This window comes from Mycobacterium sp. pV006 (assembly GCF_041287115.1).
Lineage (GTDB): Bacteria > Actinomycetota > Actinomycetes > Mycobacteriales > Mycobacteriaceae > Mycobacterium.
Window position 1 is genome coordinate 196,319 of the sequence record NZ_JBGGKT010000003.1, and the last position, 22,133, is coordinate 218,451.

At 69.3% G+C, this 22,133-nt stretch carries 20 protein-coding genes; 7 read left to right on the forward strand and 13 right to left on the reverse strand.

The annotated features are described in order from the left end of the window. The first annotated feature begins 102 nt into the window (after positions 1-102). Genes tkt through pgl form a run of 5 tightly spaced genes read left to right on the forward strand, consistent with a single transcriptional unit; the run spans position 103 to position 6,508 of the window. Entirely contained in the window at positions 103-2,193 is a 2,091-nt protein-coding gene (gene tkt, locus ACAG25_RS06935) for a transketolase (RefSeq protein ID WP_370487585.1), read from the forward strand. Between the two features lie 16 nt (positions 2,194-2,209). Further along, entirely contained in the window at positions 2,210-3,328 is a 1,119-nt protein-coding gene (gene tal, locus ACAG25_RS06940; protein ID WP_370487586.1) for a transaldolase, read from the forward strand. Positions 3,329-3,336: 8 nt separating this feature from the next. After that, complete coding sequence (gene zwf / locus ACAG25_RS06945) at positions 3,337-4,866, forward strand: glucose-6-phosphate dehydrogenase (RefSeq protein WP_370487587.1); 1,530 nt, start codon at positions 3,337-3,339, stop codon at positions 4,864-4,866. Continuing rightward, on the forward strand, positions 4,863-5,774 hold the full coding sequence (gene opcA, locus ACAG25_RS06950; protein ID WP_370487588.1) for a glucose-6-phosphate dehydrogenase assembly protein OpcA: 912 nt from the start codon (positions 4,863-4,865) through the stop codon (positions 5,772-5,774). Before zwf ends, opcA begins: the two co-directional genes overlap by 4 nt. Continuing rightward, positions 5,771-6,508: a 6-phosphogluconolactonase gene (gene pgl / locus ACAG25_RS06955; RefSeq protein WP_370487590.1), complete on the forward strand. Its 738-nt coding sequence runs from the start codon at positions 5,771-5,773 to the stop codon at positions 6,506-6,508. The genes opcA and pgl overlap by 4 nt, the downstream gene beginning before the upstream one ends. Here the strand turns inward: pgl and ACAG25_RS06960 are convergent. The 3 genes from ACAG25_RS06960 to ACAG25_RS06970 are packed head-to-tail and all read right to left on the reverse strand — an operon-like array spanning position 6,505 to position 9,300. Continuing rightward, positions 6,505-7,125 (reverse strand): lactate utilization protein C, encoded by a 621-nt coding sequence (locus ACAG25_RS06960; RefSeq protein WP_370487591.1) that lies wholly within the window; start codon positions 7,123-7,125, stop codon positions 6,505-6,507. The two genes, pgl and ACAG25_RS06960, sit on opposite strands and share 4 nt — an antisense overlap. Then, a complete protein-coding gene (locus ACAG25_RS06965) occupies positions 7,118-8,557 on the reverse strand; it encodes a LutB/LldF family L-lactate oxidation iron-sulfur protein (RefSeq protein WP_370487592.1) in 1,440 nt (479 codons plus the stop codon). Before ACAG25_RS06965 ends, ACAG25_RS06960 begins: the two co-directional genes overlap by 8 nt. After that, positions 8,554-9,300 (reverse strand): (Fe-S)-binding protein, encoded by a 747-nt coding sequence (locus ACAG25_RS06970; protein ID WP_370487593.1) that lies wholly within the window; start codon positions 9,298-9,300, stop codon positions 8,554-8,556. Before ACAG25_RS06970 ends, ACAG25_RS06965 begins: the two co-directional genes overlap by 4 nt. 55 nt (positions 9,301-9,355) lie before the next feature. On the opposite strand from ACAG25_RS06970, the gene ACAG25_RS06975 reads away from it, so the two are divergent. Continuing rightward, positions 9,356-9,727: an ATPase gene (locus ACAG25_RS06975; RefSeq protein WP_370487594.1), complete on the forward strand. Its 372-nt coding sequence runs from the start codon at positions 9,356-9,358 to the stop codon at positions 9,725-9,727. A gap of 6 nt (positions 9,728-9,733) precedes the next feature. Here ACAG25_RS06975 and ppc read toward each other — a convergent pair whose 3' ends face one another. Next, the gene (gene ppc / locus ACAG25_RS06980; protein WP_370487595.1) at positions 9,734-12,529 is read right to left on the reverse strand and encodes a phosphoenolpyruvate carboxylase; all 2,796 of its coding nucleotides are present in this window, start codon (positions 12,527-12,529) and stop codon (positions 9,734-9,736) included. A gap of 111 nt (positions 12,530-12,640) precedes the next feature. On the opposite strand from ppc, the gene ACAG25_RS06985 reads away from it, so the two are divergent. Continuing rightward, a complete protein-coding gene (locus ACAG25_RS06985; RefSeq protein WP_370487596.1) occupies positions 12,641-13,009 on the forward strand; it encodes a hypothetical protein in 369 nt (122 codons plus the stop codon). Between the two features lie 14 nt (positions 13,010-13,023). Here ACAG25_RS06985 and secG read toward each other — a convergent pair whose 3' ends face one another. The 9 genes from secG to uvrC all read right to left on the reverse strand — a co-directional run bounded on the left by secG (position 13,024) and on the right by uvrC (position 22,132). Then, the gene (gene secG / locus ACAG25_RS06990; protein WP_370487597.1) at positions 13,024-13,257 is read right to left on the reverse strand and encodes a preprotein translocase subunit SecG; all 234 of its coding nucleotides are present in this window, start codon (positions 13,255-13,257) and stop codon (positions 13,024-13,026) included. A 31-nt stretch (positions 13,258-13,288) separates the two neighbouring features. After that, on the reverse strand, positions 13,289-14,074 hold the full coding sequence (tpiA, locus tag ACAG25_RS06995) for a triose-phosphate isomerase (protein ID WP_370487598.1): 786 nt from the start codon (positions 14,072-14,074) through the stop codon (positions 13,289-13,291). A 14-nt stretch (positions 14,075-14,088) separates the two neighbouring features. After that, a complete protein-coding gene (gene pgk, locus ACAG25_RS07000; protein WP_370487599.1) occupies positions 14,089-15,303 on the reverse strand; it encodes a phosphoglycerate kinase in 1,215 nt (404 codons plus the stop codon). A 6-nt stretch (positions 15,304-15,309) separates the two neighbouring features. Further along, positions 15,310-16,332 (reverse strand): type I glyceraldehyde-3-phosphate dehydrogenase, encoded by a 1,023-nt coding sequence (gene gap, locus ACAG25_RS07005; protein ID WP_370487600.1) that lies wholly within the window; start codon positions 16,330-16,332, stop codon positions 15,310-15,312. A 121-nt stretch (positions 16,333-16,453) separates the two neighbouring features. Further along, entirely contained in the window at positions 16,454-17,167 is a 714-nt protein-coding gene (locus ACAG25_RS07010; protein WP_370487601.1) for an ABC transporter substrate-binding protein, read from the reverse strand. A gap of 36 nt (positions 17,168-17,203) precedes the next feature. Continuing rightward, on the reverse strand, positions 17,204-18,181 hold the full coding sequence (gene whiA, locus ACAG25_RS07015) for a DNA-binding protein WhiA (protein ID WP_370487769.1): 978 nt from the start codon (positions 18,179-18,181) through the stop codon (positions 17,204-17,206). Then, complete coding sequence (gene yvcK / locus ACAG25_RS07020) at positions 18,178-19,206, reverse strand: uridine diphosphate-N-acetylglucosamine-binding protein YvcK (protein WP_370487602.1); 1,029 nt, start codon at positions 19,204-19,206, stop codon at positions 18,178-18,180. Before yvcK ends, whiA begins: the two co-directional genes overlap by 4 nt. Beyond that, positions 19,203-20,144 carry an RNase adapter RapZ gene (rapZ, locus tag ACAG25_RS07025; RefSeq protein ID WP_370487603.1) on the reverse strand — a complete coding sequence of 314 codons (942 nt, stop codon included), beginning with the start codon at positions 20,142-20,144 and terminating at the stop codon, positions 19,203-19,205. The genes yvcK and rapZ overlap by 4 nt, the downstream gene beginning before the upstream one ends. Beyond that, complete coding sequence (gene uvrC, locus ACAG25_RS07030; RefSeq protein ID WP_370487604.1) at positions 20,141-22,132, reverse strand: excinuclease ABC subunit UvrC; 1,992 nt, start codon at positions 22,130-22,132, stop codon at positions 20,141-20,143. Before uvrC ends, rapZ begins: the two co-directional genes overlap by 4 nt. Between the last annotated feature and the right edge of the window lies 1 nt (position 22,133).

The following is a 22,133-nucleotide window of genomic DNA, read 5'->3' on the forward strand; positions in this document are numbered from 1 at the left end:
TCGAATCCCGGAATCCGGCCGACGCAGCCTGCGTCGTCACCCCGACAAACACTAGGGTGGAGACTGCGGACAAAACCCCCGCCAAGCCTAGGAGTGCACCTCGTGACCACGATCGAAGAGATCGCTTCCCTCACCCGGCCTCACCACCCGGACGACTGGACCGACCTGGATTCGCGGGCGGTGGACACCGTCCGGGTGCTCGCCGCCGACGCGGTGCAGAAGGTGGGCAACGGTCATCCCGGTACCGCCATGAGCTTGGCCCCGCTGGCCTACACGCTGTTCCAGCGACAGATGCGCCACGACCCCAGCGACGTGCACTGGCTGGGCCGCGACCGCTTCATCCTGTCCTGCGGGCACACCAGCCTGACGCTCTACATCCAGCTCTACCTCGGCGGGTTCGGCCTCGAGCTCTCCGACATCCAGGCGTTGCGCACGTTCAAATCCAAGACGCCCGGTCACCCCGAGTTCCGCCACACCCCCGGAGTCGAGATCACCACGGGTCCGCTGGGTCAGGGCCTGGCCTCGGCGGTCGGCATGGCGATGGCCGCCCGCTACGAGCGGGGTCTGTTCGACCCCGACGCCGCGCCGGGGACCAGCCCGTTCGACCACTACATCTACGTGATCGCCTCCGACGGCGACATCCAGGAGGGCGTGACCGGCGAAGCCTGTTCGCTGGCCGGCACCCAGCAGCTGGGCAACCTGATCGTGTTCTACGACCAGAACCAGATCTCGATCGAGCACGACACCAACATCGCCCTGTCGGAGGACGTCTCCGAGCGTTACCGGGCCTACGGCTGGCATGTGCAGGAGGTCGAGGGCGGCGAGAACGTCACCGGGATCGAGGCCGCCATCGCCGAGGCCAAGAAGGTCACCGACAAGCCGTCGTTCATCGCGCTGCGCACCGTGATCGGGTATCCGGCGCCGAACAAGATGAACACCGGCGGCATCCACGGCTCCGCTCTCGGTGAGGACGAGGTGGCCGCGGTCAAGGAGATCCTCGGGTTCGACCCGAACAAGACCTTCGAGGTCAGCGAGGACGTCATCACCCACACACGCGGCCTGGTGGCCCGCGGCAAAGAGGCCCACGACGCCTGGCAGCAGGACTTCGACGCCTGGGCGGCCCGCGAACCCGAACGCAAGAAGCTGCTCGACCGGCTGACCGCGGAGGAACTGCCCGACGGGTGGGACGCCGACCTGACCTACTGGGAGCCCGGTTCCAAGGCGGTCGCCACCCGCGCCGCGTTCGGGCAGGTGCTCAACGACGTCGCGCCGAAGCTGCCCGAACTGTGGGGCGGTTCGGCGGATCTGGCCGGCAGCAACAACACCACCATCAAGGGGGTCAAGTCCTTCGGCCCGCCGTCGATCTCGACCAAGGACTTCACCGCGGACTGGTACGGGCGGGTGCTGCACTTCGGTGTCCGCGAGCACGCGATGGCCGCGATCCTGTCCGGCATCGTGCTACACGGCCCGACCCGGGCGTTCGGCGGCACCTTCCTGCAGTTCTCCGACTACATGCGGCCCGCGGTGCGGCTGGCGTCGCTGATGGACATCGACACCATCTACATCTGGACGCACGACTCCATCGGTCTCGGTGAGGACGGGCCCACCCACCAGCCCATCGAGCACCTGGCCGCGCTGCGCGCGATCCCGAACCTGTCGGTGGTCCGCCCGGCGGATCCGAACGAGACGGCCTACGCGTGGCGCAGCATCATCGCGCGCGGCAACGGCAGCGGCCCGGTCGGTTTCATCCTGACCCGCCAGGGCGTCCCCGTGCTCGAAGGCACCGACTCCGACGGTGTGGCGCGCGGCGGCTACGTCCTCGGCGGGGGCGACGCCACCACCGCGCAGGTGCTGCTGATCGCGACCGGCTCGGAGGTCCAGATCGCGGTCGAAGCGCAGAAGACGTTGAGCGACAAGGGCATCACCGCCGCGGTGGTGTCGATGCCGTGCCTGGAGTGGTTCGAGTCCCAGTCCAAGGAGTATCGGGACGCGGTGCTGCCGCCCAACGTGTGTGCCCGGGTCGCCATCGAGGCCGGTGTGGCGCAGAGCTGGCACAAGCTCGTCGGTGACACCGGCGAGATCATCTCGATCGAGCATTACGGCGAATCCGCCGATGACAAGACGTTGTTCCGTGAGTTCGGCTTCACCCCCGAGGCCGTGGTGGCCGCCGCGGAACGCGTCATCTCGAACTAGGGAAAGAGGACGCGACATGACTCAGAACCAGAACCTGGCAGCGCTGTCGGCCGCCGGTGTGTCGGTGTGGCTGGACGACCTGTCCCGCGACCGACTGCAGACCGGCAACCTGCAGGAGCTCATCGACACCCGCTCGGTGGTCGGCGTGACCACGAACCCGTCGATCTTCCAGGCCGCACTGTCGAAGGGCCACGCCTACGACGCGCAGGTCAAGGAGCTGGCCGCGCGGGGCGCCGACGTCGACGCCACCATCCGCACCGTCACCACCGACGACGTCCGCAACGCCTGCGACGTGCTGGCCAAGCAGTGGGAGGCCTCCGACGGGGTCGACGGCCGCGTGTCCATAGAGGTCGACCCCCGGCTGGCGCACGACACCGACAAGACCATCCTGCAGGCCATCGAGTTGTGGAAGATCGTCGACCGGCCCAACCTGCTGATCAAGATCCCGGCCACCGAGGCGGGTCTGCCCGCCATCACCGCCGTGCTGGCCGAGGGCATCTCGGTCAACGTGACGCTGATCTTCTCCGTCGAGCGCTACCGCGCGGTGATGGACGCCTACCTGGCCGGCCTGGAGAAGGCCAAGGACGCGGGCCACGATCTGTCCCGCATCCACTCGGTGGCGTCGTTCTTCGTGTCCCGGGTGGACACCGAGATCGACAACCGCCTGGAGAAGATCGGCACGCCGGAGGCTTCGGCGTTGCTCGGCAAGGCCGGGGTGGCCAACGCGCGGCTGGCGTACGCGGCCTACGAAGAGGTGTTCCTCGGCGGGCAGCGGTTCGAGGCGCTCAAGGCCTCCGGCGCCCGCGTGCAGCGGCCGCTGTGGGCGTCGACCGGCGTGAAGAACCCCGACTACTCCGACACCCTCTACGTCACCGAACTGGTCGCGCCGAACACCGTCAACACCCTGCCGGAGAAGACGCTGGAAGCCGTCGCCGACCACGGTGTGGTCACCGGGGACACCATGACCGGCCGAGGTGCGGAGTCCCAGGAGGTGTTCGACAGCCTCGCCGCCATCGGCATCGACCTGACCGACGTGTTCCTCGTGCTCGAGAACGAGGGCGTGGACAAGTTCGAGAAATCCTGGCAGGAACTGCTGGACGCGACGCAAGGCCAACTCGACGCGGCCCAGAAGTAGCCCGGCGGATGAGTGGACCGCCGCGCAACCCGTTGCGGGACAAGCGCGACAAGCGTATGCCCCGCATCGCGGGTCCGTGCAGCGTGGTGATCTTCGGCGTGACCGGGGACCTGGCCCGCAAGAAGCTCATGCCGGCCATCTACGACCTTGCCAACCGCGGCCTGCTGCCACCGTCGTTCGCGCTGGTGGGTTTCGCTCGCCGGGATTGGGCCGACGAGGATTTCGGTGAGGTGGTCCACGAGGCCGTCAAGGAGCATGCCCGCACGGAGTTCCGGCAGGAGGTGTGGGACCGGCTGGCGGAGGGATTCCGGTTCGTCCAGGGCACTTTCGACGATGACGATGCGTTCGGCCGACTGAGCGAAACCCTGGACAAGCTCGACGCCGAGCGCGGCACGGGAGGCAACCACGCGTTCTATCTGTCGATTCCGCCGAAGGCGTTCCCGGTGGTGTGCGAACAGCTGGAGAAGTCGGGGCTGGCCCGCCAACAGGACGGCAGATGGAGCCGCGTGGTCATCGAGAAGCCGTTCGGCCACGATCTGGACAGCGCGCGGGAACTCAACGCCGTGGTCAACAACGTCTTCCCGGAGGAGTCGGTGTTCCGCATCGACCACTACCTGGGCAAGGAGACGGTGCAGAACATCCTGGCGTTGCGGTTCGCCAACGAGCTGTTCGAACCGGTCTGGAACTCCCACTACGTCGACCACGTCCAGATCACGATGGCCGAGGACATCGGATTGGGCGGGCGCGCAGGCTATTACGACGGGATCGGCGCGGCCCGCGACGTCATCCAGAACCACCTGCTGCAGCTGCTGGCGCTGACCGCGATGGAGGAACCGGTCAGCTTCAACCCGCACGAGCTGCAGACCGAGAAGATCAAGGTGCTCTCGGCCACCCGGCCGATGCAGCCGCTGGACCAGACCACCGCGCGCGGCCAGTACGCCGCGGGCTGGCAGGGCAGCCAGCACGTCCCGGGCCTGCTCGACGAGGAGGGCTTCTCCCCCGACTCGATCACCGAGACCTACGCCGCCCTCACACTCGAGGTCGACACCCGCCGGTGGGCCGGTGTGCCGTTCTTCCTGCGCACGGGAAAACGGTTGGGCCGCAGGGTCACCGAGGTGGCGCTGGTGTTCAAGCGGGCGCCGCATCTGCCGTTCGACGCGACGATGACCGAGGAACTCGGGCAGAACGCACTGGTGCTGCGCATCCAGCCCGACGAGGGCATCACGCTGCGGTTCGGTTCCAAGGTGCCCGGCAGCGCCATGGAGGTGCGCGACGTCAACATGGACTTCTCCTACGGTTCGGCGTTCGCCGAGGACTCCCCGGAGGCCTACGAGCGGCTGATCCTCGACGTGCTGCTGGGGGAACCGTCGTTGTTCCCGCTCAACGCCGAGGTCGAATTGTCCTGGGAGATCCTCGATCCGGTGCTGGAGAACTGGGCGTCGCACGGACGTCCCGAGCCGTATCCGGCGGGCACGTGGGGTCCGCCGTCGGCGGACGAGATGGTGCGCCGGCTGGGCCGGGAATGGAGGCGGCCGTGATCGTCGACCTGGCCGACACCACCACCAACGAGATCAACAAGAAGATCACCGGCCTCCGCGAAGAGGGCGGCGCCCTGACGCTGGGCCGGGTGCTCACGCTGGTGGTCGTGGTGGGTGACGACGAAACGCTCGAAGATGCCGTCGACGCGGCCACCTTCGCCAGCCGGGAGCACCCCTGCCGGGTGATCGTCACCGTGACCGGTGACCGGTCGGCGACCGCGGCCCGGTTGGATGCCCAGCTGCGGGTGGGACGTGACGCCGGCGCCGGCGAGGTTGTGGTGCTGCGCCTGAACGGCGAGTTGGCCGACCACGCCGACAGCGTCGTGCTGCCGTTCCTGCTGCCCGACACCCCGGTGGTGGCGTGGTGGCCGACCGACGCGCCGGACGTGCCCGCGCAGGACCCGGTGGGCAGGTTGGCGATCCGGCGCATCACCGACGCGACCCGCGCCGGTGACTCGCTGTCGGCGATCAGGGGCCGGCTGCCCGGGTACTCGTCGGGTGACACCGACATCGCCTGGAGTCGCATCACCTACTGGCGGGCGCTGCTCGCCTCCGCGATCGACGAGCCTCCGCACGAACCCATCGACTCCGCGGTGGTGTCGGGTCTGGCGTCCGAGCCGGCGCTGGACATCCTGGCCGGCTGGCTGGCCAGCCGCATCGACGGCCCGGTCACCCGCACCGTCGGGACGCTCAAGGTCGAACTGCACCGGGCCAGCGAGACCGTGACGTTGAGCCGCCCCCAGGACGGCGTGACCGCGACGTTGAGCCGGACGTCGCGGCCGGTGGCGCTGCTGCCGCTGGCCCGCCGCGATATCAGGGAATGTCTGGCCGAGGAACTCCGCCGCCTCGACGCCGACGAGATCTACCACGAGGCGTTGGCCGGACTGGACAGGGTGACGTACAGATGATCATCGAAAAGTACTCCGACACCGAAGCTTTGGTGGCTGCCGCCGGTGACCGCCTGCTCGCGGCCATCAAGACGGCCATCGAGGAACGCGATGTGGCGCACATCGTGCTGACCGGCGGTGGCACCGGGATCGGCCTGCTGAAGCGGGTCGGTGAGCGCGCCGACGAGATCGACTGGTCGAAGGTGCACGTCTACTGGGGTGACGAACGGTTCGTGCCGCGCGACGACGGCGAGCGCAACGAGAAGCAGGCGCGCGAAGCGCTGCTCGACCACGTCGACATCCCGGACGCGCACGTCCACCCGATGGCCGCCAACGACGGTGAGTTCGGCGACGCGCTCGACGCCGCTGCCCAGGCCTATGCGCACGCACTCGCCGAGGCCGGCGGCTCGGCACCCACGCCCGTCTTCGATGTGCATCTGCTCGGCATGGGCGGCGAAGGGCATGTCAACTCGCTGTTCCCCGACACCCCCGCGGTGCGTGAGACGGTGCGCACCGTCGTCGGTGTGCCGGACTCCCCCAAGCCGCCGCCCCAACGGCTGACGCTGACGCTGCCGGCGATCCGGCGGTCCCGCCAGGTGTGGCTGGTGGTGTCCGGCGAGGCCAAAGCCGAGGCCGTGGCCGCCGCGATCGGGGGCGCCGACCCCGTCGACATCCCCGCCGCCGGCGCGGTGGGCAGCGAGGAGACGGTGTGGCTGCTCGACGCGGCGGCGGCGAGCAGACTGGGCGCCGGCTAATCCGCGAGGATCACCCGCAGGGTGCGCGGGCCGTGTACCCCCTCGACCCGGTCGAGTTCGATGTCGCTGGTCGCGCTGGGCCCGCTGATCCAGGTCAGCGGCCGGGTGTGCAACCCTGAAGCCGTCAGGGCGGCAACGGCTTTCGGGATGTCGTCGACGATCTGATCGGCCCGTACCACACAGACATGCAGGTCGGGCACCAGGCTCAGGGCTCGTCGCCCCTGCCCCGCACCGTGGGTCAGGACGACGGTGCCCGTGTTGGCGACGGCGACCGTCGCGGTGGTGACCACGGCGTCGATCTCGTCGAGTCGTTGCGGGGTCAGCTCCTCGTCGACCACCCAGGGCGCGCTGTCCGGCCAGTTCGTACGTACCGTCTCGTCGGCGACGACGCTGGTCGCGCCCTGCAGGGCCGCCGCGATCGCCGCGCCGACGCGGTGGTCTCGGACTCGGTCGACCGTGGCGCGGTAGTCGCTCACGCGCTCGATGAACCGTTCGATAAGGCCGAGCTCACCGGTGCCGACGTCGCGGCCGTAGGTCCACGGCACCTCCGGCGCGGCAGGTCGGTCCGACAGCGCTGCGCGCACCTTGCCGAGGATGTGAGCGCGCGCCTCACTCACGGGTGCCTCCGGCGGTGCGCTCCCACCACGCGCGGAACGACTCGACCGCAGGCACCGGCGCGTCGCGGGTGCTCGACCAGGCGGAGGCCGGCCACGGCAGGGAACGCAGGGTCTGCCTTTCTCCGAACATCTTGCTGCGCAACATTTTTCCGGCGGTGCCGGCGGCCTTCTCGGCGGCCTCGAGGCGGCGGTGGTCGCCAAGTATCCAGGCCGCGGCCTTCATCGCCAGCTGTTCGCCGGTGGGGCCCTGCTGTTCGTCGACCACCCGGGTGCGCAGGTGCACGAGCATCGACGGGATGTCGATGCGTACCGGGCACACGTCGAAACATGCCCCGCACAGGGTCGAGGCGTACGGCAGCGATCTGTCGAGTTCGCCGGCCGTACCACGTAATTGCGGGGTCAGGACGGCCCCGATCGGTCCGGGATAGACCGAACCGTAGGCGTGTCCGCCGACGCGTTCGTACACCGGGCAGACGTTCAGGCATGCCGAGCAGCGGATGCAGCGCAGGGCGCTGCGCCCGTCGGGGTCGGCGAGGACGTCGGTCCGGCCGTTGTCCAGCAGCACGATGTGCACGTCCTGCGGGCCGTCGCCCGGCGAGACACCGGTCCACACCGAGGTGTACGGGTTCTCCCGTTCCCCGGTGCTGCTGCGCGGCAGGACCTGCAACATCACCTCGAGGTCGCGCCAGGACGGCAGCACCTTCTCGATGCCGACCACCGAGATCAGGGTCTCGGGCAGGGTCAGGCACATCCGGCCGTTGCCTTCGGACTCGACGACCACCAGGCTGCCGGTCTCGGCGACGGCGAAGTTCGCTCCGGACACCGCGACCCGGGCCCGCAGGAACTTCTCGCGCAGGTGCAGGCGGGCGGCCTCCGCGAGGCGTCGCGGGTCGTCGGTCAGATCGGCGGGTGCGGGACGGCCGGCCGCGCCCATTTCGCGCAGGAAGATCTCGCGCACCTCGGCGCGGTTGCGGTGGATGGCCGGGACGAGGATGTGGCTCGGCTTGTCGTCGGCGAGTTGGACGATCAATTCGGCCAGGTCGGTCTCCCACGCGTCGATCCCGGCCGCCGCCAGGGCCTCGTTGAGTTCGATCTCCTGGGTGGCCATCGACTTGACCTTGACCACCTCGGTGGCGCCGGCCGCGCGCACCAGGCCCACCACGATCCGGTTGGCCTCCTGCGCGTCGCGCGCCCAATGCACCCGGGCCCCGGCGGCGGTCGCGGCGGCCTCGAAGGTCTCGAGGTGCTCGTCGAGACGGTGCAGTGCGGCGTCCTTGATGGCTTCGGCGGCCAGCCGCAGCTGTTCCCAGTTGTCCAGTTCGGCGACAACGCCGGCACGTTTCGCGCGGATCGTGGTGGTGGCGTGGGCCAGGTTGCGTCGCAGCACCGAGTTTTGGAGTTCGGTCCTGGCCGCTGCGGGGAAATCGGTCACCGGCCGCCTCCGTCGGCACCCGCGAGCACCTCGGCCAGGTGCATGGTCCGGACCGCCCGACCCTGCCGCGACAGGAGCCCGCCGATATGCGCCAGGCACGAGTTATCGCCGGCCACAAGGACTTCCGCACCGGTCTCGCCGACTGCTCGAACCTTGTCCCGGCCCATCGCGACCGAGGTGTCGGCGTTCTTCAGGGCGAAGGTCCCACCGAATCCGCAGCACTGCTCGGCCTGCGGCAGATCGACCAGGACGAGGTCGCGCACCGCTTCCAGCAGCCGGCGCGGGCGGTCGCCGACCCGCAGCATGCGCAAGGAGTGACAGGTCGGGTGGTAGGCGACCGTGTGGGGGAAGCGGGCGCCGACGTCGGTGACGCCGAGGACGTCGACGAGGAATTCGGAGAGCTCGTAGACGTGCGGCACGATCGCCTCGACCCGGTCCTGCAGGCCCCGGTCGCCGCTGCGCGCCGCGATGCCGCGGTGCTGATGCCGGACCGAACCGACGCACGACGCCGACGGGGCCACGACCGCGTCGTAGCCGTCGAAGGCCGCGGTGAAGGTGCGCAGCGCGGGCACGGCCTGGTCGGCGTAGCCGGTGTTGGTGAACATCTGCCCGCAGCAGGTCTGCCCGGGCGGGAACTCGACCTCACAGCCGAGGCGCCGGAGAAGCCGCACAACGGCTTTCACGGTATCGGGCCACATCAGGTCGTTGTAGCAGGTCGCGAACACCGCCACCCGGACGATCATGCGCGCATCCCCAACACCGTAACCGACGGCGCCGCGGCACGTCATACTTGCGGACATGGCAGACAGAGACGGCAGGCCCGTACGTACCGGCCCCGAGCGGATCCGGAAACTGGCCCAGGCGGCCATGAACGCCGACGTCACCGTCGAACAGGTCGACACGATCCTCGAGGGCCTCAGCGGCACTCTGGAGGATCTGGACCGGTCGACGGCCAACCTCGACGCCACCATGGAGAGGTTCAACGGCACCATCGGCCGCATCGACGAGCTGGCGCCGCGCCTCATCGCGATCCTCGACCGCATGGAGGGCATCGTCACGCGCGTGGAGCGCATCGTGGGGGTCGGAGAGTCGGTCATCATGCCGCTGGCCGCCACCGAGCAGGTGGTGCGCGGCGCGATCGGGCGGGTGCGGCGGAGCGCGGGGCTGTAGTCAGCGTCAACCGGAATTTCGCAGCGCGGTGGCCAGCCCGCTCATCGTCAGCAGGATGCCGCGTTGCACGAGCTCGTCGTCGTCGCCGGAGCGGTAGCGGCGCAGTAACTCGACCTGGAGGTGGTTCAGCGGTTCCAGGTACGGGAACCGGTTGAACACCGAGCGCGCCAGCGCCGGGTTGTCGGCGAGCAGGTCGTCGTGCCCGGTGATCAGTTTGTGCATGCGGATGGTGCGCGCGTGCTCGTCGACGATCTTGTCGAACACCCGCTTGCGCAGTTCGCGGTCCTCGACGAGTTCGGCGTAGCGCGCCGCCAGCCCGAGGTCGGACTTGGCGAGCACCTGGGCCATGTTGGACAGCACCGTCGCGAAGAAGGGCCAGCGCCGGTAGAGATCCTGCAGCATCTCGAGGCGGTCGTCGCCGTCGGCGATGTACTGCTCGAACGCGGTGCCGGTGCCGTACCAGCCGGGCAGCATCACCCGGCACTGGCTCCAGGCCAGCACCCACGGGATCGCGCGCAGGTCGGAGATGGAGGTGGTCGGCTTGCGTGAGGTGGGGCGGCTGCCGATGTTGAGCGCGCCGATCTCGCTGACCGGGGTGGACGCCTTGAAATAGTCCACGAAACCTGGTGTCTCGTGCACCAGTTCGGCGTAGGCGCGTTGCGCCCGCGCGGCCAGATCGTCGAGCACCGCGTAGGCCGGTTCGGCTTCGTCACCGAGTCCTTCGACGTCGAGCAGCGTGGCTTCCAGGGTCGCGGCGAGCAGGGTCTCGAGGTTGCGGTGGGCGATGCGGGGCTCGGCGTACTTCGCGGCGATCACCTCACCCTGCTCGGTCAGCCGCAGGGATCCCTGCACCGCGCCGGGTGGTTGGGCCAGGATCGCGTCGTAGCTGGGTCCGCCGCCGCGCCCGACGGTGCCGCCGCGGCCGTGGAAGAGCCGCAGCCGGATCCCGGTCTTGCGCGCCGACTCGACCAGGTCGAGTTCGGCGCGGTAGAGCGCCCAGTTGGCCGCGAGGTATCCGCCGTCCTTGTTGGAGTCGGAGTATCCGAGCATGACTTCCTGGCTGTCGGCGCGGGCCGCCACGATGGCCCGGTAGCGCGGAAGCTCCAGCGCCGCTTCGAGAATGGCGGACCCGCGCTGCAGATCGTCGATGGTCTCGAACAGCGGCACGATGCCCACCGGGGCGTAGGGCTGCTCCGACGAGGCGTCGAGCAGACCGGATTCCTTGAGCAGCAGCGCCGCTTCGAGCATGTCCGACACCGACTCGCACATCGAGATGATGTAGTTGGGCACGGCCTGCGGACCGAACACCCGCACGGCGCGGGCCGCCGCGGCGACGATGTCGAGTTCCTTGCGGGCCAGCTCCGACAGTTGGGCGCCGGGGCCGGTGAGCGGTCGTCGGGTCCCGAGTTCGGTGACGAGCAGCTCGACCCGTTGCGCCTCGTCGAGCGAGGTGTAGTCGGCGTGCACCCCGGCCCACGCCAGCAGCTCGGCGACGACCTCCTCGTGGACGTCGGAGTTCTGCCGCAGATCGAGTCCGCAGAGGTGGAACCCGAACACCCGCACCGATTCCCGCAGGTGGGCCAGTCGGTCCTCGGCGAGCAGGGAGCTGCCGTGTGACCGCAGGGACGCATCGACGATGTCCAGGTCGGCCAGGGCCTCGCCGGGTGTCGGGTAGGGCTTGAGCCCGAGGTCGAGTTCGTGCTCGGGTTGACGGTCGAGGATCTCGCGTGCGGTCGCGGTGAGACGCGCATGGATGACGCGCAGCGCTCGCCGGTACGGTTCGTCGGCGCGGGCGGGTTCATGGCAGGCGTCGGCGAGCTCGAGCAGCGCGTCGCTGGGCTGCACCAGCCGCTTGGACATCGACAGTTCCTGCTCGAGGGCGGTCAGCTCGTTGAAGTAGTGGTCGAAGGCGGTGTAGGCGGCGCTGCCGGTGGCCAGCCGGACCACCTCGGCGGTGACGTTCGGGTTGCCGTCGCGATCACCGCCGATCCACGACCCCGGGCGCAGCACGGGGTCGCCGAGCAATCCGGCATCGGGCCAGCGGCGCTGCAACTGCGCCCGGACCTCGGCGTTGACCCGCGGGATGACCTCGAAGAACGCCGCCGGGTAGTACCGCAGGCCGGTCTCGATCTCGTCGGAGATCTTCAGCCGGGACAGCCGGACCAGGGCGGTCTGCCACAGCGTCAGGATGTGGCGACGTAACTCCCGGACGATGTCGCCTCCGTCGTCGGTGGTCTGATGACCGTGCAGCCGCAGTCGCATCAGCTCGGTGATGCGGTGCTGGGTGTCGAAGACGGTCCGGCGCCGGGTCTCGGTGGGGTGGGCGGTGATGACCGGGGAGACCAGAGCGCCGCGCAATGCCTCGGTGACGGTGTCGGCGTCGAGGTCGACGGCGTCGAGCTTCGCGTAGGTCGCGGCCAGGGTGCTGTTGGGTGGCGGTTCGCCGGCGGCTTCATGGACGGCGCGGCGGCGCTCGCGGTGGATGTCCTCGGCGACGTTGGCCAACAGCGCGAAATGGGTGAACGCGCGGATCACGGGGATGGCTTCGCGTGCGCTGATGCCGTCGAACAGCTCGGCCAGTTCGGCGCGGTCGATTTCGGAGCGCCGTACCCGGAAGGACTCCACGCGGGCACGCTCGACCAGATCGAAGACCCGGTCGCCGTTCTGCTCGCGGACGGTGTCGCCGAGGATCCCGCCGAGCAGGCGGATGTCGTCGCGCATCGGTTCGGTGGCCTCGCGGCCCACCTGGGTGCGGTGCACCGCTCCGATGGGTTCCAGGGAGTCGTCGGCGGGTTCGGCCATCAGTCGATTATCGGTGCGCCGCGGCTGGCACGCACGACTCGGGGTCTGGTGTCGACGCGCACGGAGGCGGACCATGAGGTGATCGACATCACCTCGTGTGAGGAGCATGAAATGGACACCGCGACACTCGCACGTGCGGTCGTCGTCAGCGCCGCGCTGGGGTTGCTGGCCCCGGCAGCTGCGATCGCCGCACCCGATGACGGAGTGTGGGACATCGGGGCTTACGACGACTGTATGAGTAAGACGGTCCGCAACGCGGACCTGTGTTGCGTCGAGTCAGGAGGAGTACCGACCGCCGACGCCGACGACACGCAACCCGACGGATCACCGAACTGCTATGCGCCGCCGGCTCAGGGGGCCGCCACAGCGCCGGGGATCAGGCCCGTACCGCAGCGCCCGATCGTAGGACTTCCGGTGGCACCGCCGCCCCCTGCCGGGATTCCCGGTGGACCTCCACCTATGGTGCTGGCTCCCGGCTAGGTGTGGAACCGGCCCTAGTTGTACTTGATCAGCAGGGCCATGCCGACGATCGACACCAGCCAGATGCCGGTGACGAACAGCGTGAGGCGGTCGAGGTTCTTCTCGACCACGGTCGAGCCCGACAGGCTGGACTGCACGCCGCCGCCGAACAGGCTGGACAGACCGCCACCCTTGGCGCGATGCAGCAGGACCAGGAGGACGACCAGAACACTGGTCACGACCAGGGTTATCTGCAGGGCCAATTGCATGGCCGCCAGATTACACGCCGGGGGTGGACGCTCAGGGCAGCGGGCCGCCGGCGGCGATGGCCGACAGGGTGGCGAACTGCTCGCCGTCCAGCGACGCTCCGCCGACCAGTGCGCCGTCGACGTCGGTCTGCCCGACGATCTCCCCGACGTTCTTGGCGTTGACCGAACCGCCGTAGAGAACACGCACGCCCGCCGCCACATCGGGGCCGGCCAGGCTGCCCAGTTCGGCGCGGATGGCGCCGCACACCTCCTGGGCGTCGGACGCGCTGGCGACGCGGCCGGTGCCGATCGCCCAAACGGGTTCGTAGGCGATGACGACCTGGCCGATCTGCTCGGCCGTCAGGCCGGCCAGCGAGCCTCGCAGCGATTCGGTGTTGAACTCGACGTGCTTGCCGGCCTCGCGGACCTCCAGCTGCTCACCGATGCACACGATGGGCGTCAACCCGTGTTTGAGCGCGGCCTTGGCTTTCGCGGCCACCAGCGCGTCGTCCTCACCGTGGTAGGTGCGCCGCTCGGAGTGCCCGACAATGGCGAAGGTGCAGCCGAGCTTGGCCAGGAACGCGCCGCTGATCTCACCGGTGTAGGCGCCGGAGTCGTGCTGCGAGACGTCCTGAGCCCCGTAGGTCAGCCGCAGCTTGTCGCCGTCGACGAGGGTCTGCACGCTGCGCAGGTCGGTGAACGGCGGGATGACGGTCACGTCGACTTTGTCGAAGTACTTGTCCGGCAACGAGAATGCGATCTTCTGCACCAGCGCGATCGCCTCGAAGTGGTTGAGGTTCATCTTCCAGTTGCCGGCGATCAGCGGCTTTCGGGTCATCGCGGGGGTACCTTTCAGTTCTCGAGGACGTCAATACCGGGCAGCGTCTTGCCTTCCAGATACTCCAGCGAAGCGCCGCCGCCGGTGGAGATATGCGAGAAACCGTCCTCGGCCAACCCGAGTTGACGCACCGCGGCCGCGGAGTCCCCGCCGCCGACGACGCTGAACGCGCCGCGGCCGGTGGCGCCGATGATGGCCTCCGCCACACCTCTGGTCCCGTCGGCGAACGCCGGGAACTCGAACACGCCCATCGGGCCGTTCCAGAACACCGTCTTGGCGTTCGACAGCAGCGCGGTGAACCGGCGGACCGACTCCGGCCCGATGTCCAGGCCCATCTTGTCGTCCGGGATCTTGTCGGCGGCAACGGTTTCCGGCGGCGAGTCGGCGGCGAACTTCTCCGCCACCACGATGTCCACCGGCAGGTGCAGCACGTCGCCGTAGGTGTCGAGGAGTTTGCGGCAGGTGTCGACCATGCTCTCCTCGAGCAGCGAGCTGCCGACCGAACACCCTTGTGCGGCAAGGAAGGTGAAGCACATGCCGCCGCCGATGATCAGGCTGTCGGCCTTGGTGGCGAGGTTCTCGATGACCGCCAGCTTGTCCGAGACCTTGGAGCCGCCCAGCACCACGGCGTAGGGCCGCTCGGTGGAGCTGGTCAGCTGCGCGAGCACCTTGACCTCGGTGTCCACCAGCGTGCCCGCGTAGGGCGGCAGCAGGGTGGCCACGTCGTACACCGACGCCTGCTTGCGGTGCACCACCCCGAAGCCGTCCGAGACGAACGCCCCGTCGTCACCGACGAGTTCGACCAGTGCCTTGGCGAAGGCGAGCCGCTCGGCGTCGTCCTTGCTGGTCTCACGGGCGTCGAAACGCACGTTCTCCAGCAGCAGCACGTCACCGTCGGTGAGGCCTTCCGACCGCGCCAGCGCGTCGCTGCCCACGACATCGCCGGCGAGCTGCACGTGCCGGCCGAGCCGCTCCCCCAGCGCCGCGGCCACCGGGGCCAGCGAGTACTTGGGGTCGGGCTCGCCCTTGGGACGGCCCAGGTGCGCGGTGACGACGACCTTGGCCCCGGCGTCGGACAGCGCCTTGAGCGTGGGTACCGACGCGATGATGCGGCCCGGGTCGCTGATGCGACGGTCGTCGTCGAGGGGGACGTTCAAGTCGGAGCGCACCAACACGCCCCGACCCGAGACTCCCTCGGCCAGTAGGTCAGAGAGCGACTTGATGGCCATCGTCGGCTACAGCGACTTCCCGACCAGCGCGATCAGGTCGGCGAGGCGGTTGCTGTAGCCCCACTCGTTGTCGTACCAGGACACGACCTTGGCCTGGTTGTCGATGACCTTGGTCAGGCCCGCGTCGTACAGCGAGCTGTGCGGGTCGGTGACGATGTCGGCCGACACGATCGGGGCGTCGTAGTACTTCAGGATGCCCTTCAGCGGTCCCTCGGCGGCGGCCTTCATCGCGGCGTTGATCTCGTCGACGGTGGCCGACTTGGACAGCTCGGCGGTCAGGTCGGTGACCGAGCCGGTGGGGATCGGCACGCGCAGCGCGTAGCCGTCGAGCTTGCCCTTCAGCTCGGGCAGCACCAGCCCGATGGCCTTGGCGGCACCGGTGGAGGTCGGGACGATGTTCAGCGCGGCGGCGCGGGCGCGACGCAGGTCGCTGTGCGGGCCGTCCTGCAGGTTCTGGTCCTGGGTGTAGGCGTGGATGGTGGTCATCAGGCCCTTGACGATGCCGAACTCGTCGTTGAGCACCTTGGCCAGCGGGCCGAGGCAGTTCGTGGTGCACGACGCGTTGGAGATGATGTTCTGGCTGCCGTCGTACTTGTCGTCGTTGACGCCCAGCACGATGGTGATGTCCTCGTCGCTGGCGGGCGCGGAGATGATGACCTTCTTGGCGCCGGCGTCGAGGTGGCCCTGGGCCTTCTCCCGCTTGGTGAAGATGCCGGTGGACTCGACGACCACGTCGACACCGAGGTCACCCCACGGCAGCGCCGACGGGCCCTCCTTGACCGCGAGCGCCTTGATCTTGCGGTCGCCGACGACGATGGTGTCCTCGCCCTCGAGGCTCACCTCGTAGGGCAGCCGGCCCAGGATCGAGTCGAACTTCAGCAGGTGGGCCAGCGTGGCGTTGTCGGTGAGGTCGTTGACGGCCACGATCTCGATGTCGGTGTTCTTGCCTTCGGCCTTCTGCGCGTCCAGCGCGCGGAAGAAGTTGCGTCCGATACGGCCGAAACCGTTTACGCCTACCCGGATCGTCACGTGTCTCTCCTCTGTGCTCTGTCGTTGAAGTGCTTCGTGCTCATCGAACTGCGCCGACGACTACTCGGGAAGCCAGCCTAGTGGTGCCGCCGGCGCCGTGTGCGGTCGCCCCGCGTCGAGGTCAGAGCATCCCCACACTCTGATCGACGTACGGGTTGCCCAGCCAGGTGCGGCGGATGCGCTGCAGCGTTCCGTCCTCTTCGAGTTCGGCCTGCGCGACCTGCAGACGTGCGAGAAGCTGCTGGTCGGACGTGTTCACGGCGATCGCGATGTGCTCCACCGACAGACCCTGCGCGACGACGTCGACGTCGGGGACGTCGCGCACGAGTTCGGTCAGCGCGGGGCCCAGCTTGATCAGCGCGTCGCAGCCGCCGGCGACCAGGTCGGCGACCGCGGTGGCCACCGCCCCGTGGTCGTAAAGCCTCAGGTGCGCGGCCTTGCCGTCGGCGACCAGGCTGCGGGCGAGGGTCTCGCTGGTACTGCCGCGCTGCGCGGCGACGGTCCGGCCGGCCAGGTCGTCGACCGAGCGCACCTCGGGCAGGCGGACGGTGTCGACGGCCAGCGCCTGCCCGCAGATCAGGTAGGGCGGCAGGAACGCGGCGCGGCGTTGCCGGTCGGGCGTGACGCTGACACCGGAGATCACGCAGTCGACGTCCCCCGCGGCGAGCCGGTCGAAGATCCCGTCGAATTCCGCGCCGTCGTAGGACACGAACTCGACCGCGTCGCCCAGCACACCGGCCAGCGCCGTCATCACGTCGATGTCGAGCCCGCCACCGCCGGGCATCGCGTTGAACGGCGGATAGGGCGGCGCCACCCCGACACGCAACGTCGTCATGTCACCAACGTAGGCGGTTTTCCGTCGCGCCGGATCTCAGGCGTCTTCGAGCAGGTCCGGGGTGACCGCCGACTCGGTGTCGGGGATGCCGTCCTGTTTGGCCTTGCGGTCGGCCATCGACAGCAGTCGTCGGATCCGGCCTGCCACAGCGTCTTTGGTCATCGGTGGGTCGGCGAGCCGGCCGAGTTCCTCCAGCGAGGCCTGACGGTGCGCGACCCGCAGGTGACCTGCGGCGGCCAGGTGATCGGGGACGCTGTCGCCGAGGATCTCCAGCGCACGTTCCACCCGGGCGGCCGCGGCGACAGCAGCACGCGCGGACCGACGCAGGTTCGCGTCGTCGAAGTTGGCCAGCCGGTTGGCGGTGGCGCGGACCTCGCGGCGCATGCGCCGCTCCTCCCACGTCAGCCGGGTGTCCTGGGCGCCCATCCGGGTGAGCAGCGCGCCGATCGCCTCTCCGTCGCGCACCACCACCCGGTCGCTGCCGCGCACCTCGCGGGCCTTCGCGCTGACCCCGAGTCGTCGCGCGGCGCCGACGAGCGCCAGCGCGGCCTCCGGTCCGGGGCAGCTGACCTCCAGCGCCGAGGAACGACCGGGCTCGGTCAACGATCCATGCGCCAAAAATGCTCCGCGCCAGGCGGCTTCGGCGTCGGCCACGCTGCCGCCGACCACCTGGGCCGGCAGGCCCCGCACCGGGCGGCCGCGCAGGTCCAGCAGTCCGGTCTGGCGCGCCAGCGCCTCACCGTCCTTGGCGACGCGCACCACGTACCGGGTGTTCTTGCGGATGCCGCTGGCCGAGAGCACGTGCACCACGGCGTTGTACCCGTACAGGTCGTAGATGTCCTTGCGCAGGCGCCGGGCGATGATGCCCAGGTCGACCTCCGCCTCCACCACCACGCGACCCGACACGATGTGCAACCCGCCCGCGAAGCGCAGCAGCGAGGCCACCTCGGCGCGGCGGGCGCTGACCGAATTGACCACCAAGCGGCTGAGTTCGTCTTTGACCTCGGCTGTCATCGCCACGGGTCGTCACCTCTCGGTCCGTTCGCTGTCCGGGTGGACACGGTCGGCTCGGCAACCGTGCCGGCGGGTTCCGCACCTTTTTGGAGCACCCCCTCCAATGCCGCGGCCAACTTCGCCGGGTCATGTAAAGGTGTACCAGGTCGTGACACGTCAGCAAACTCGACGTGAGCGCCCAGAATCGTGGCGGTGCGGCGCAACTGTTCGCGCTCACGTTCACCGGGGACCCGCGCCGAGTCGACGATGATATCGCCGATCGTGAAGTCGTCGGGGGCGTGCTGGGACAGGACGTGGATGTGCCGCTCCACGGAGAACCCGGCCGTCTCCCCCGGCTCGGCCACGAGATTGAGCACCAGCGCCCGTCGCGCCGTGGTCTCCTTCAGCGCCGCGGCCAGTTCGGGCACCAGCACGTGCGGGATGACGCTGGTGAACCAGGAGCCCGGACCCAGCACCACCAGATCGGCGTGGAGGATCGCATCGACGGCCTGCCGCGTCGCCGGTGGGTCGCCCGGCAGCAGCCGCACCCGGCGCACCTTTCCGACGGTGGTGGCGATCGCGACCTGGCCGCGGATCGCGCGGCTGACCCGCGGGTCGGATTCCAACCCGACCACGTCGGCCTCGATACCCAGTCCCACCGGGCACATCGGCAGCACCCGACCCTTGACGCCCAGGATGCGTCCCAGTTCGTCGAGCGCGGCAACCGGATCGGCCAGCACCTCGCTGAGACCGGCGAGCATCAGGTTCCCGATCGGGTGCCCGGCCAGCGCACCGCTGCCACCGAACCGGTGCTGGATGATCGTCGCCCACAACCGGCCGTGCGGGCTGTCGGAAGCCAACGCCGCCAACGCCATTCGCAGATCACCGGGTGGCACCACGTCGAGCTCGCTGCGCAGCCGGCCCGACGAACCACCGTCGTCGGCGACGGTGACCACCGCGGTGACGTGCGGGGTCAGTCGCCGGGCGGCCGACAAGGTCGCATAGAGACCGTGGCCACCGCCGAGGGCGACGATGCGCACACTCATTCGCGGCCCAGATCCCGGTGCAGCACCCGCACCGTCAGGTCGGTGTCGGCCAGTCGCTCGGCGAGCGCCTCGGCCATCGCGACGCTGCGGTGTTTCCCACCGGTGCATCCGATCGCGACAGTCATGTAGCGCTTGCCCTCCCGCCGGTACCCGTCGATCACGACATCCAACAGCTGATGGTAGGAGTCGAGGAATTCGACGGCGCCGGGTTGACCGAGGACGTAGTCGCGTACATCGGGGTGCTGCCCGGAGTGCCGGCGCAGGCTGTCGACCCAGTGCGGGTTGGGCAGGAACCGGACGTCCATCACCGTGTCGGCGTCCATGGGCAGGCCGTATTTGTAGCCGAACGACTCGACGGTGACGCTGGTGTGGGCGGCGGCCGGTCCGGCGAACGCCAGCTCGATGCTCTCCCGCAGCCCGTGCACCGACAGCCCGGAGGTGTCGATCACCAGGTCCGCCGACGCGCGCACCGGCGCCAGCAGGGCGCGCTCGGCGGCGATGCCCTCGGCGAGCGTCTGGTTGCCCTGCAGCGGATGACTGCGGCGGTTCTGCTCGTAGCGGCGTACCAGGATGTCGTCGGACGCCTCCAGGAACAACACCCGCGGAGCGATGTTGCGGGTCGCCAGTTCGCTGCGGACGAAGTCGAGGTCGCCGGTGAAGCCCCGCGACCGCACGTCCATCACGACCGCGAGCTGCGTGATGCGTGACCCGGCGGCCAGACCGAACTCCACCATCCGGGTGATCAGTTCCGGCGGCAGGTTGTCGGCGACGTACCAGCCGAGGTCTTCGAGCACCTTGGCCGCGGTGCCGCGACCGGCCCCCGACAACCCGGTGACCAACACCACGTCGATACCGCTGTCACCTGTCTCGACATCCTTCTCGCTGCCGGCAGTGCCGGTCCCCCCGCGCAAGTCTTTGTGCATGCCCTGCTCTGTCATCCCGATACCCTGCTCTGATCATTGCCGATCGCCGGTACGGGCGCGTCGGAATCCGATGAGCTGCCCAATGCCTCCAGGACCGCCCGGGCGGTCGCCTCCCCGATTCCGGGCACGGTGGTGATCTCCTCGATGCTGGCCGCCCTGAGTTTGGCCAGCGAGCCGAAGTGCGTGACCAGCGCTTTGCGCCGATGCTCACCGAGCCCGCGCACCGAGTCCAGCGCCGAGGCCGTCATGCGTTTGGAGCGCTTGCTGCGGTGGTAGCTGACCGCGAAGCGGTGCGCCTCGTCGCGGATGCGCTGCAGCAGATAGAGGCCGTCGCTGTTGCGCGGCAGGATGACGGGGTCGGGCTCGGCAGGCACCCACACCTCTTCGAGGCGCTTGGCCAGACCGATCACCGCGACGTCGGTGACGCCGAGGTCCTCGAGCACCGCCGCAGCCGCGTTGACCTGTGGGGCCCCGCCGTCGACGACGAACAGGTTCGGTGGGTAGGCGAACCGCTTGGGTCGCTCCTCGTCGGCGCGGCCGCCCTCGGCCTGATCACGCAGGTGCCGGTAGAAGCGCCGGCGCGTCACCTCGGCGATGGAGGCCACGTCGTCGGACCGACCGTCGCCCGCGGCTTCCCGGATCGCGTAGTGCCGGTAGTCGGACTTGCGCGGCAATCCGTCCTCGAAGACCACCAGCGAGGCCACCACGTCGGTGCCCTGCACGTGGCTGATGTCGACGCACTCGATGCGCAGCGGGGCGTCCTGCAACCCGAGCGCCTCCTGAATGCTCTGCAGCGCAGCACTTCTGGCGGTGAAGTCACCCGCCCGTTTCAGCTTGTGCCGGGCCAGCGCCTGCTCGGCGTTGCGTTTGACGGTCTCGGCCAGCGCGCGTTTGTCCCCGCGCTGGGCCACCCGCAGCGACACCCGCGACCCGCGCAGTTGGCACAGCCAGGTCTCCAGCTCGCCGGCGGTGTCGGGCAGCACCGGCACCAGCACCTGCCTGGGCACCGGGTTGGTGGTTTCGTCGCCGCCGCCGTCGCTGGCCCCGCCGAGCGCGGCCTGATCACCGTAGAACTGCGTGAGGAACTGCTCGACGAGATATTCCTGCGTCGATTCGCCTGGTTCGCCGGACTTTTCGATGATCCAGCCGCGCTGCCCGCGGACCCGGCCGCCGCGCACGTGGAACACCTGCACGGCGGCCTCGAGATCGTCGTCGGCGAAGGCCACCACGTCGGCGTCGGTGCCGTCGCCGAACACCACGGCCTGTTTCTCCAGCGCGCGGCGCATCGCGCCGATGTTGTCGCGCAACCGGGCCGCGCGCTCGAAGTCCAGCTCGGCGGCCGCGGCGTTCATCTGCTGTTCCATCTCGCGGATCAGCCGATCGGTCTTGCCGGCGAGGAAATCGCAGAAATCCAGCACGATCTGGCGGTGTTCCTCGGCCGAGACGCGCCCCACACACGGTGCCGAGCACTTGTCGATGTAGCCGAGCAGGCACGGCCGCCCGATCTGGCTGTGCCGCTTGAACACTCCGTTGGAGCAGGTGCGCGCCGGGAACACCCGGGTCAACAGGTCCAGCGTCTCGCGGATGGCCCAGGCGTGGGAGTAGGGGCCGAAGTAGCGCACCCCTTTGCGCCGCGGTCCCCGGTAGACCTTCAGTCGCGGATACTCCTCGTTGAGCGTGACCGCCAACACGGGGTAGGACTTGTCGTCGCGGTAGCGGATGTTGAACCGCGGATCGAACTCCTTGATCCAGTTGTATTCGAGTTGCAGCGCCTCGACTTCGGTGGTGACGACGGTCCACTCGACCGCCGCGGCGGTGGTCACCATCTGGCGGGTCCGCGGCGCCAGCCCCGAGATGTCGGCGAAGTAGGAGTTCAGTCGGCTGCGCAGGCTCTTGGCCTTGCCGACGTAGATGACCCGGCCGTGCGGGTCGAGGAAGCGGTAGACGCCCGGTTCGACGGGGATCGACCCTGGGGCCGGTCGGTACGTCGATGGATCGGGCACG

What these genes read in the sequence shown, in the direction of transcription:
- tal (WP_370487586.1), top strand. Translation starts at nt 2,210, where the DNA reads ATGACTCAGAACCAGAACCTGGCAGCGCTGTCGGCCGCCGGTGTGTCG.
- zwf (WP_370487587.1), top strand. Translation starts at nt 3,337, where the DNA reads ATGAGTGGACCGCCGCGCAACCCGTTGCGGGACAAGCGCGACAAGCGT.
- pgl (WP_370487590.1), top strand. Translation starts at nt 5,771, where the DNA reads ATGATCATCGAAAAGTACTCCGACACCGAAGCTTTGGTGGCTGCCGCC.
- ACAG25_RS06970 (WP_370487593.1), bottom strand. Translation starts at nt 9,300, where the DNA reads ATGATCGTCCGGGTGGCGGTGTTCGCGACCTGCTACAACGACCTGATG.
- ACAG25_RS06975 (WP_370487594.1), top strand. Translation starts at nt 9,356, where the DNA reads ATGGCAGACAGAGACGGCAGGCCCGTACGTACCGGCCCCGAGCGGATC.
- ppc (WP_370487595.1), bottom strand. Translation starts at nt 12,529, where the DNA reads ATGGCCGAACCCGCCGACGACTCCCTGGAACCCATCGGAGCGGTGCAC.
- ACAG25_RS06985 (WP_370487596.1), top strand. Translation starts at nt 12,641, where the DNA reads ATGGACACCGCGACACTCGCACGTGCGGTCGTCGTCAGCGCCGCGCTG.
- secG (WP_370487597.1), bottom strand. Translation starts at nt 13,257, where the DNA reads ATGCAATTGGCCCTGCAGATAACCCTGGTCGTGACCAGTGTTCTGGTC.
- tpiA (WP_370487598.1), bottom strand. Translation starts at nt 14,074, where the DNA reads ATGACCCGAAAGCCGCTGATCGCCGGCAACTGGAAGATGAACCTCAAC.
- pgk (WP_370487599.1), bottom strand. Translation starts at nt 15,303, where the DNA reads ATGGCCATCAAGTCGCTCTCTGACCTACTGGCCGAGGGAGTCTCGGGT.
- ACAG25_RS07010 (WP_370487601.1), bottom strand. Translation starts at nt 17,167, where the DNA reads ATGACGACGTTGCGTGTCGGGGTGGCGCCGCCCTATCCGCCGTTCAAC.
- whiA (WP_370487769.1), bottom strand. Translation starts at nt 18,181, where the DNA reads ATGACAGCCGAGGTCAAAGACGAACTCAGCCGCTTGGTGGTCAATTCG.
- yvcK (WP_370487602.1), bottom strand. Translation starts at nt 19,206, where the DNA reads ATGAGTGTGCGCATCGTCGCCCTCGGCGGTGGCCACGGTCTCTATGCG.
- rapZ (WP_370487603.1), bottom strand. Translation starts at nt 20,144, where the DNA reads ATGACAGAGCAGGGCATGCACAAAGACTTGCGCGGGGGGACCGGCACT.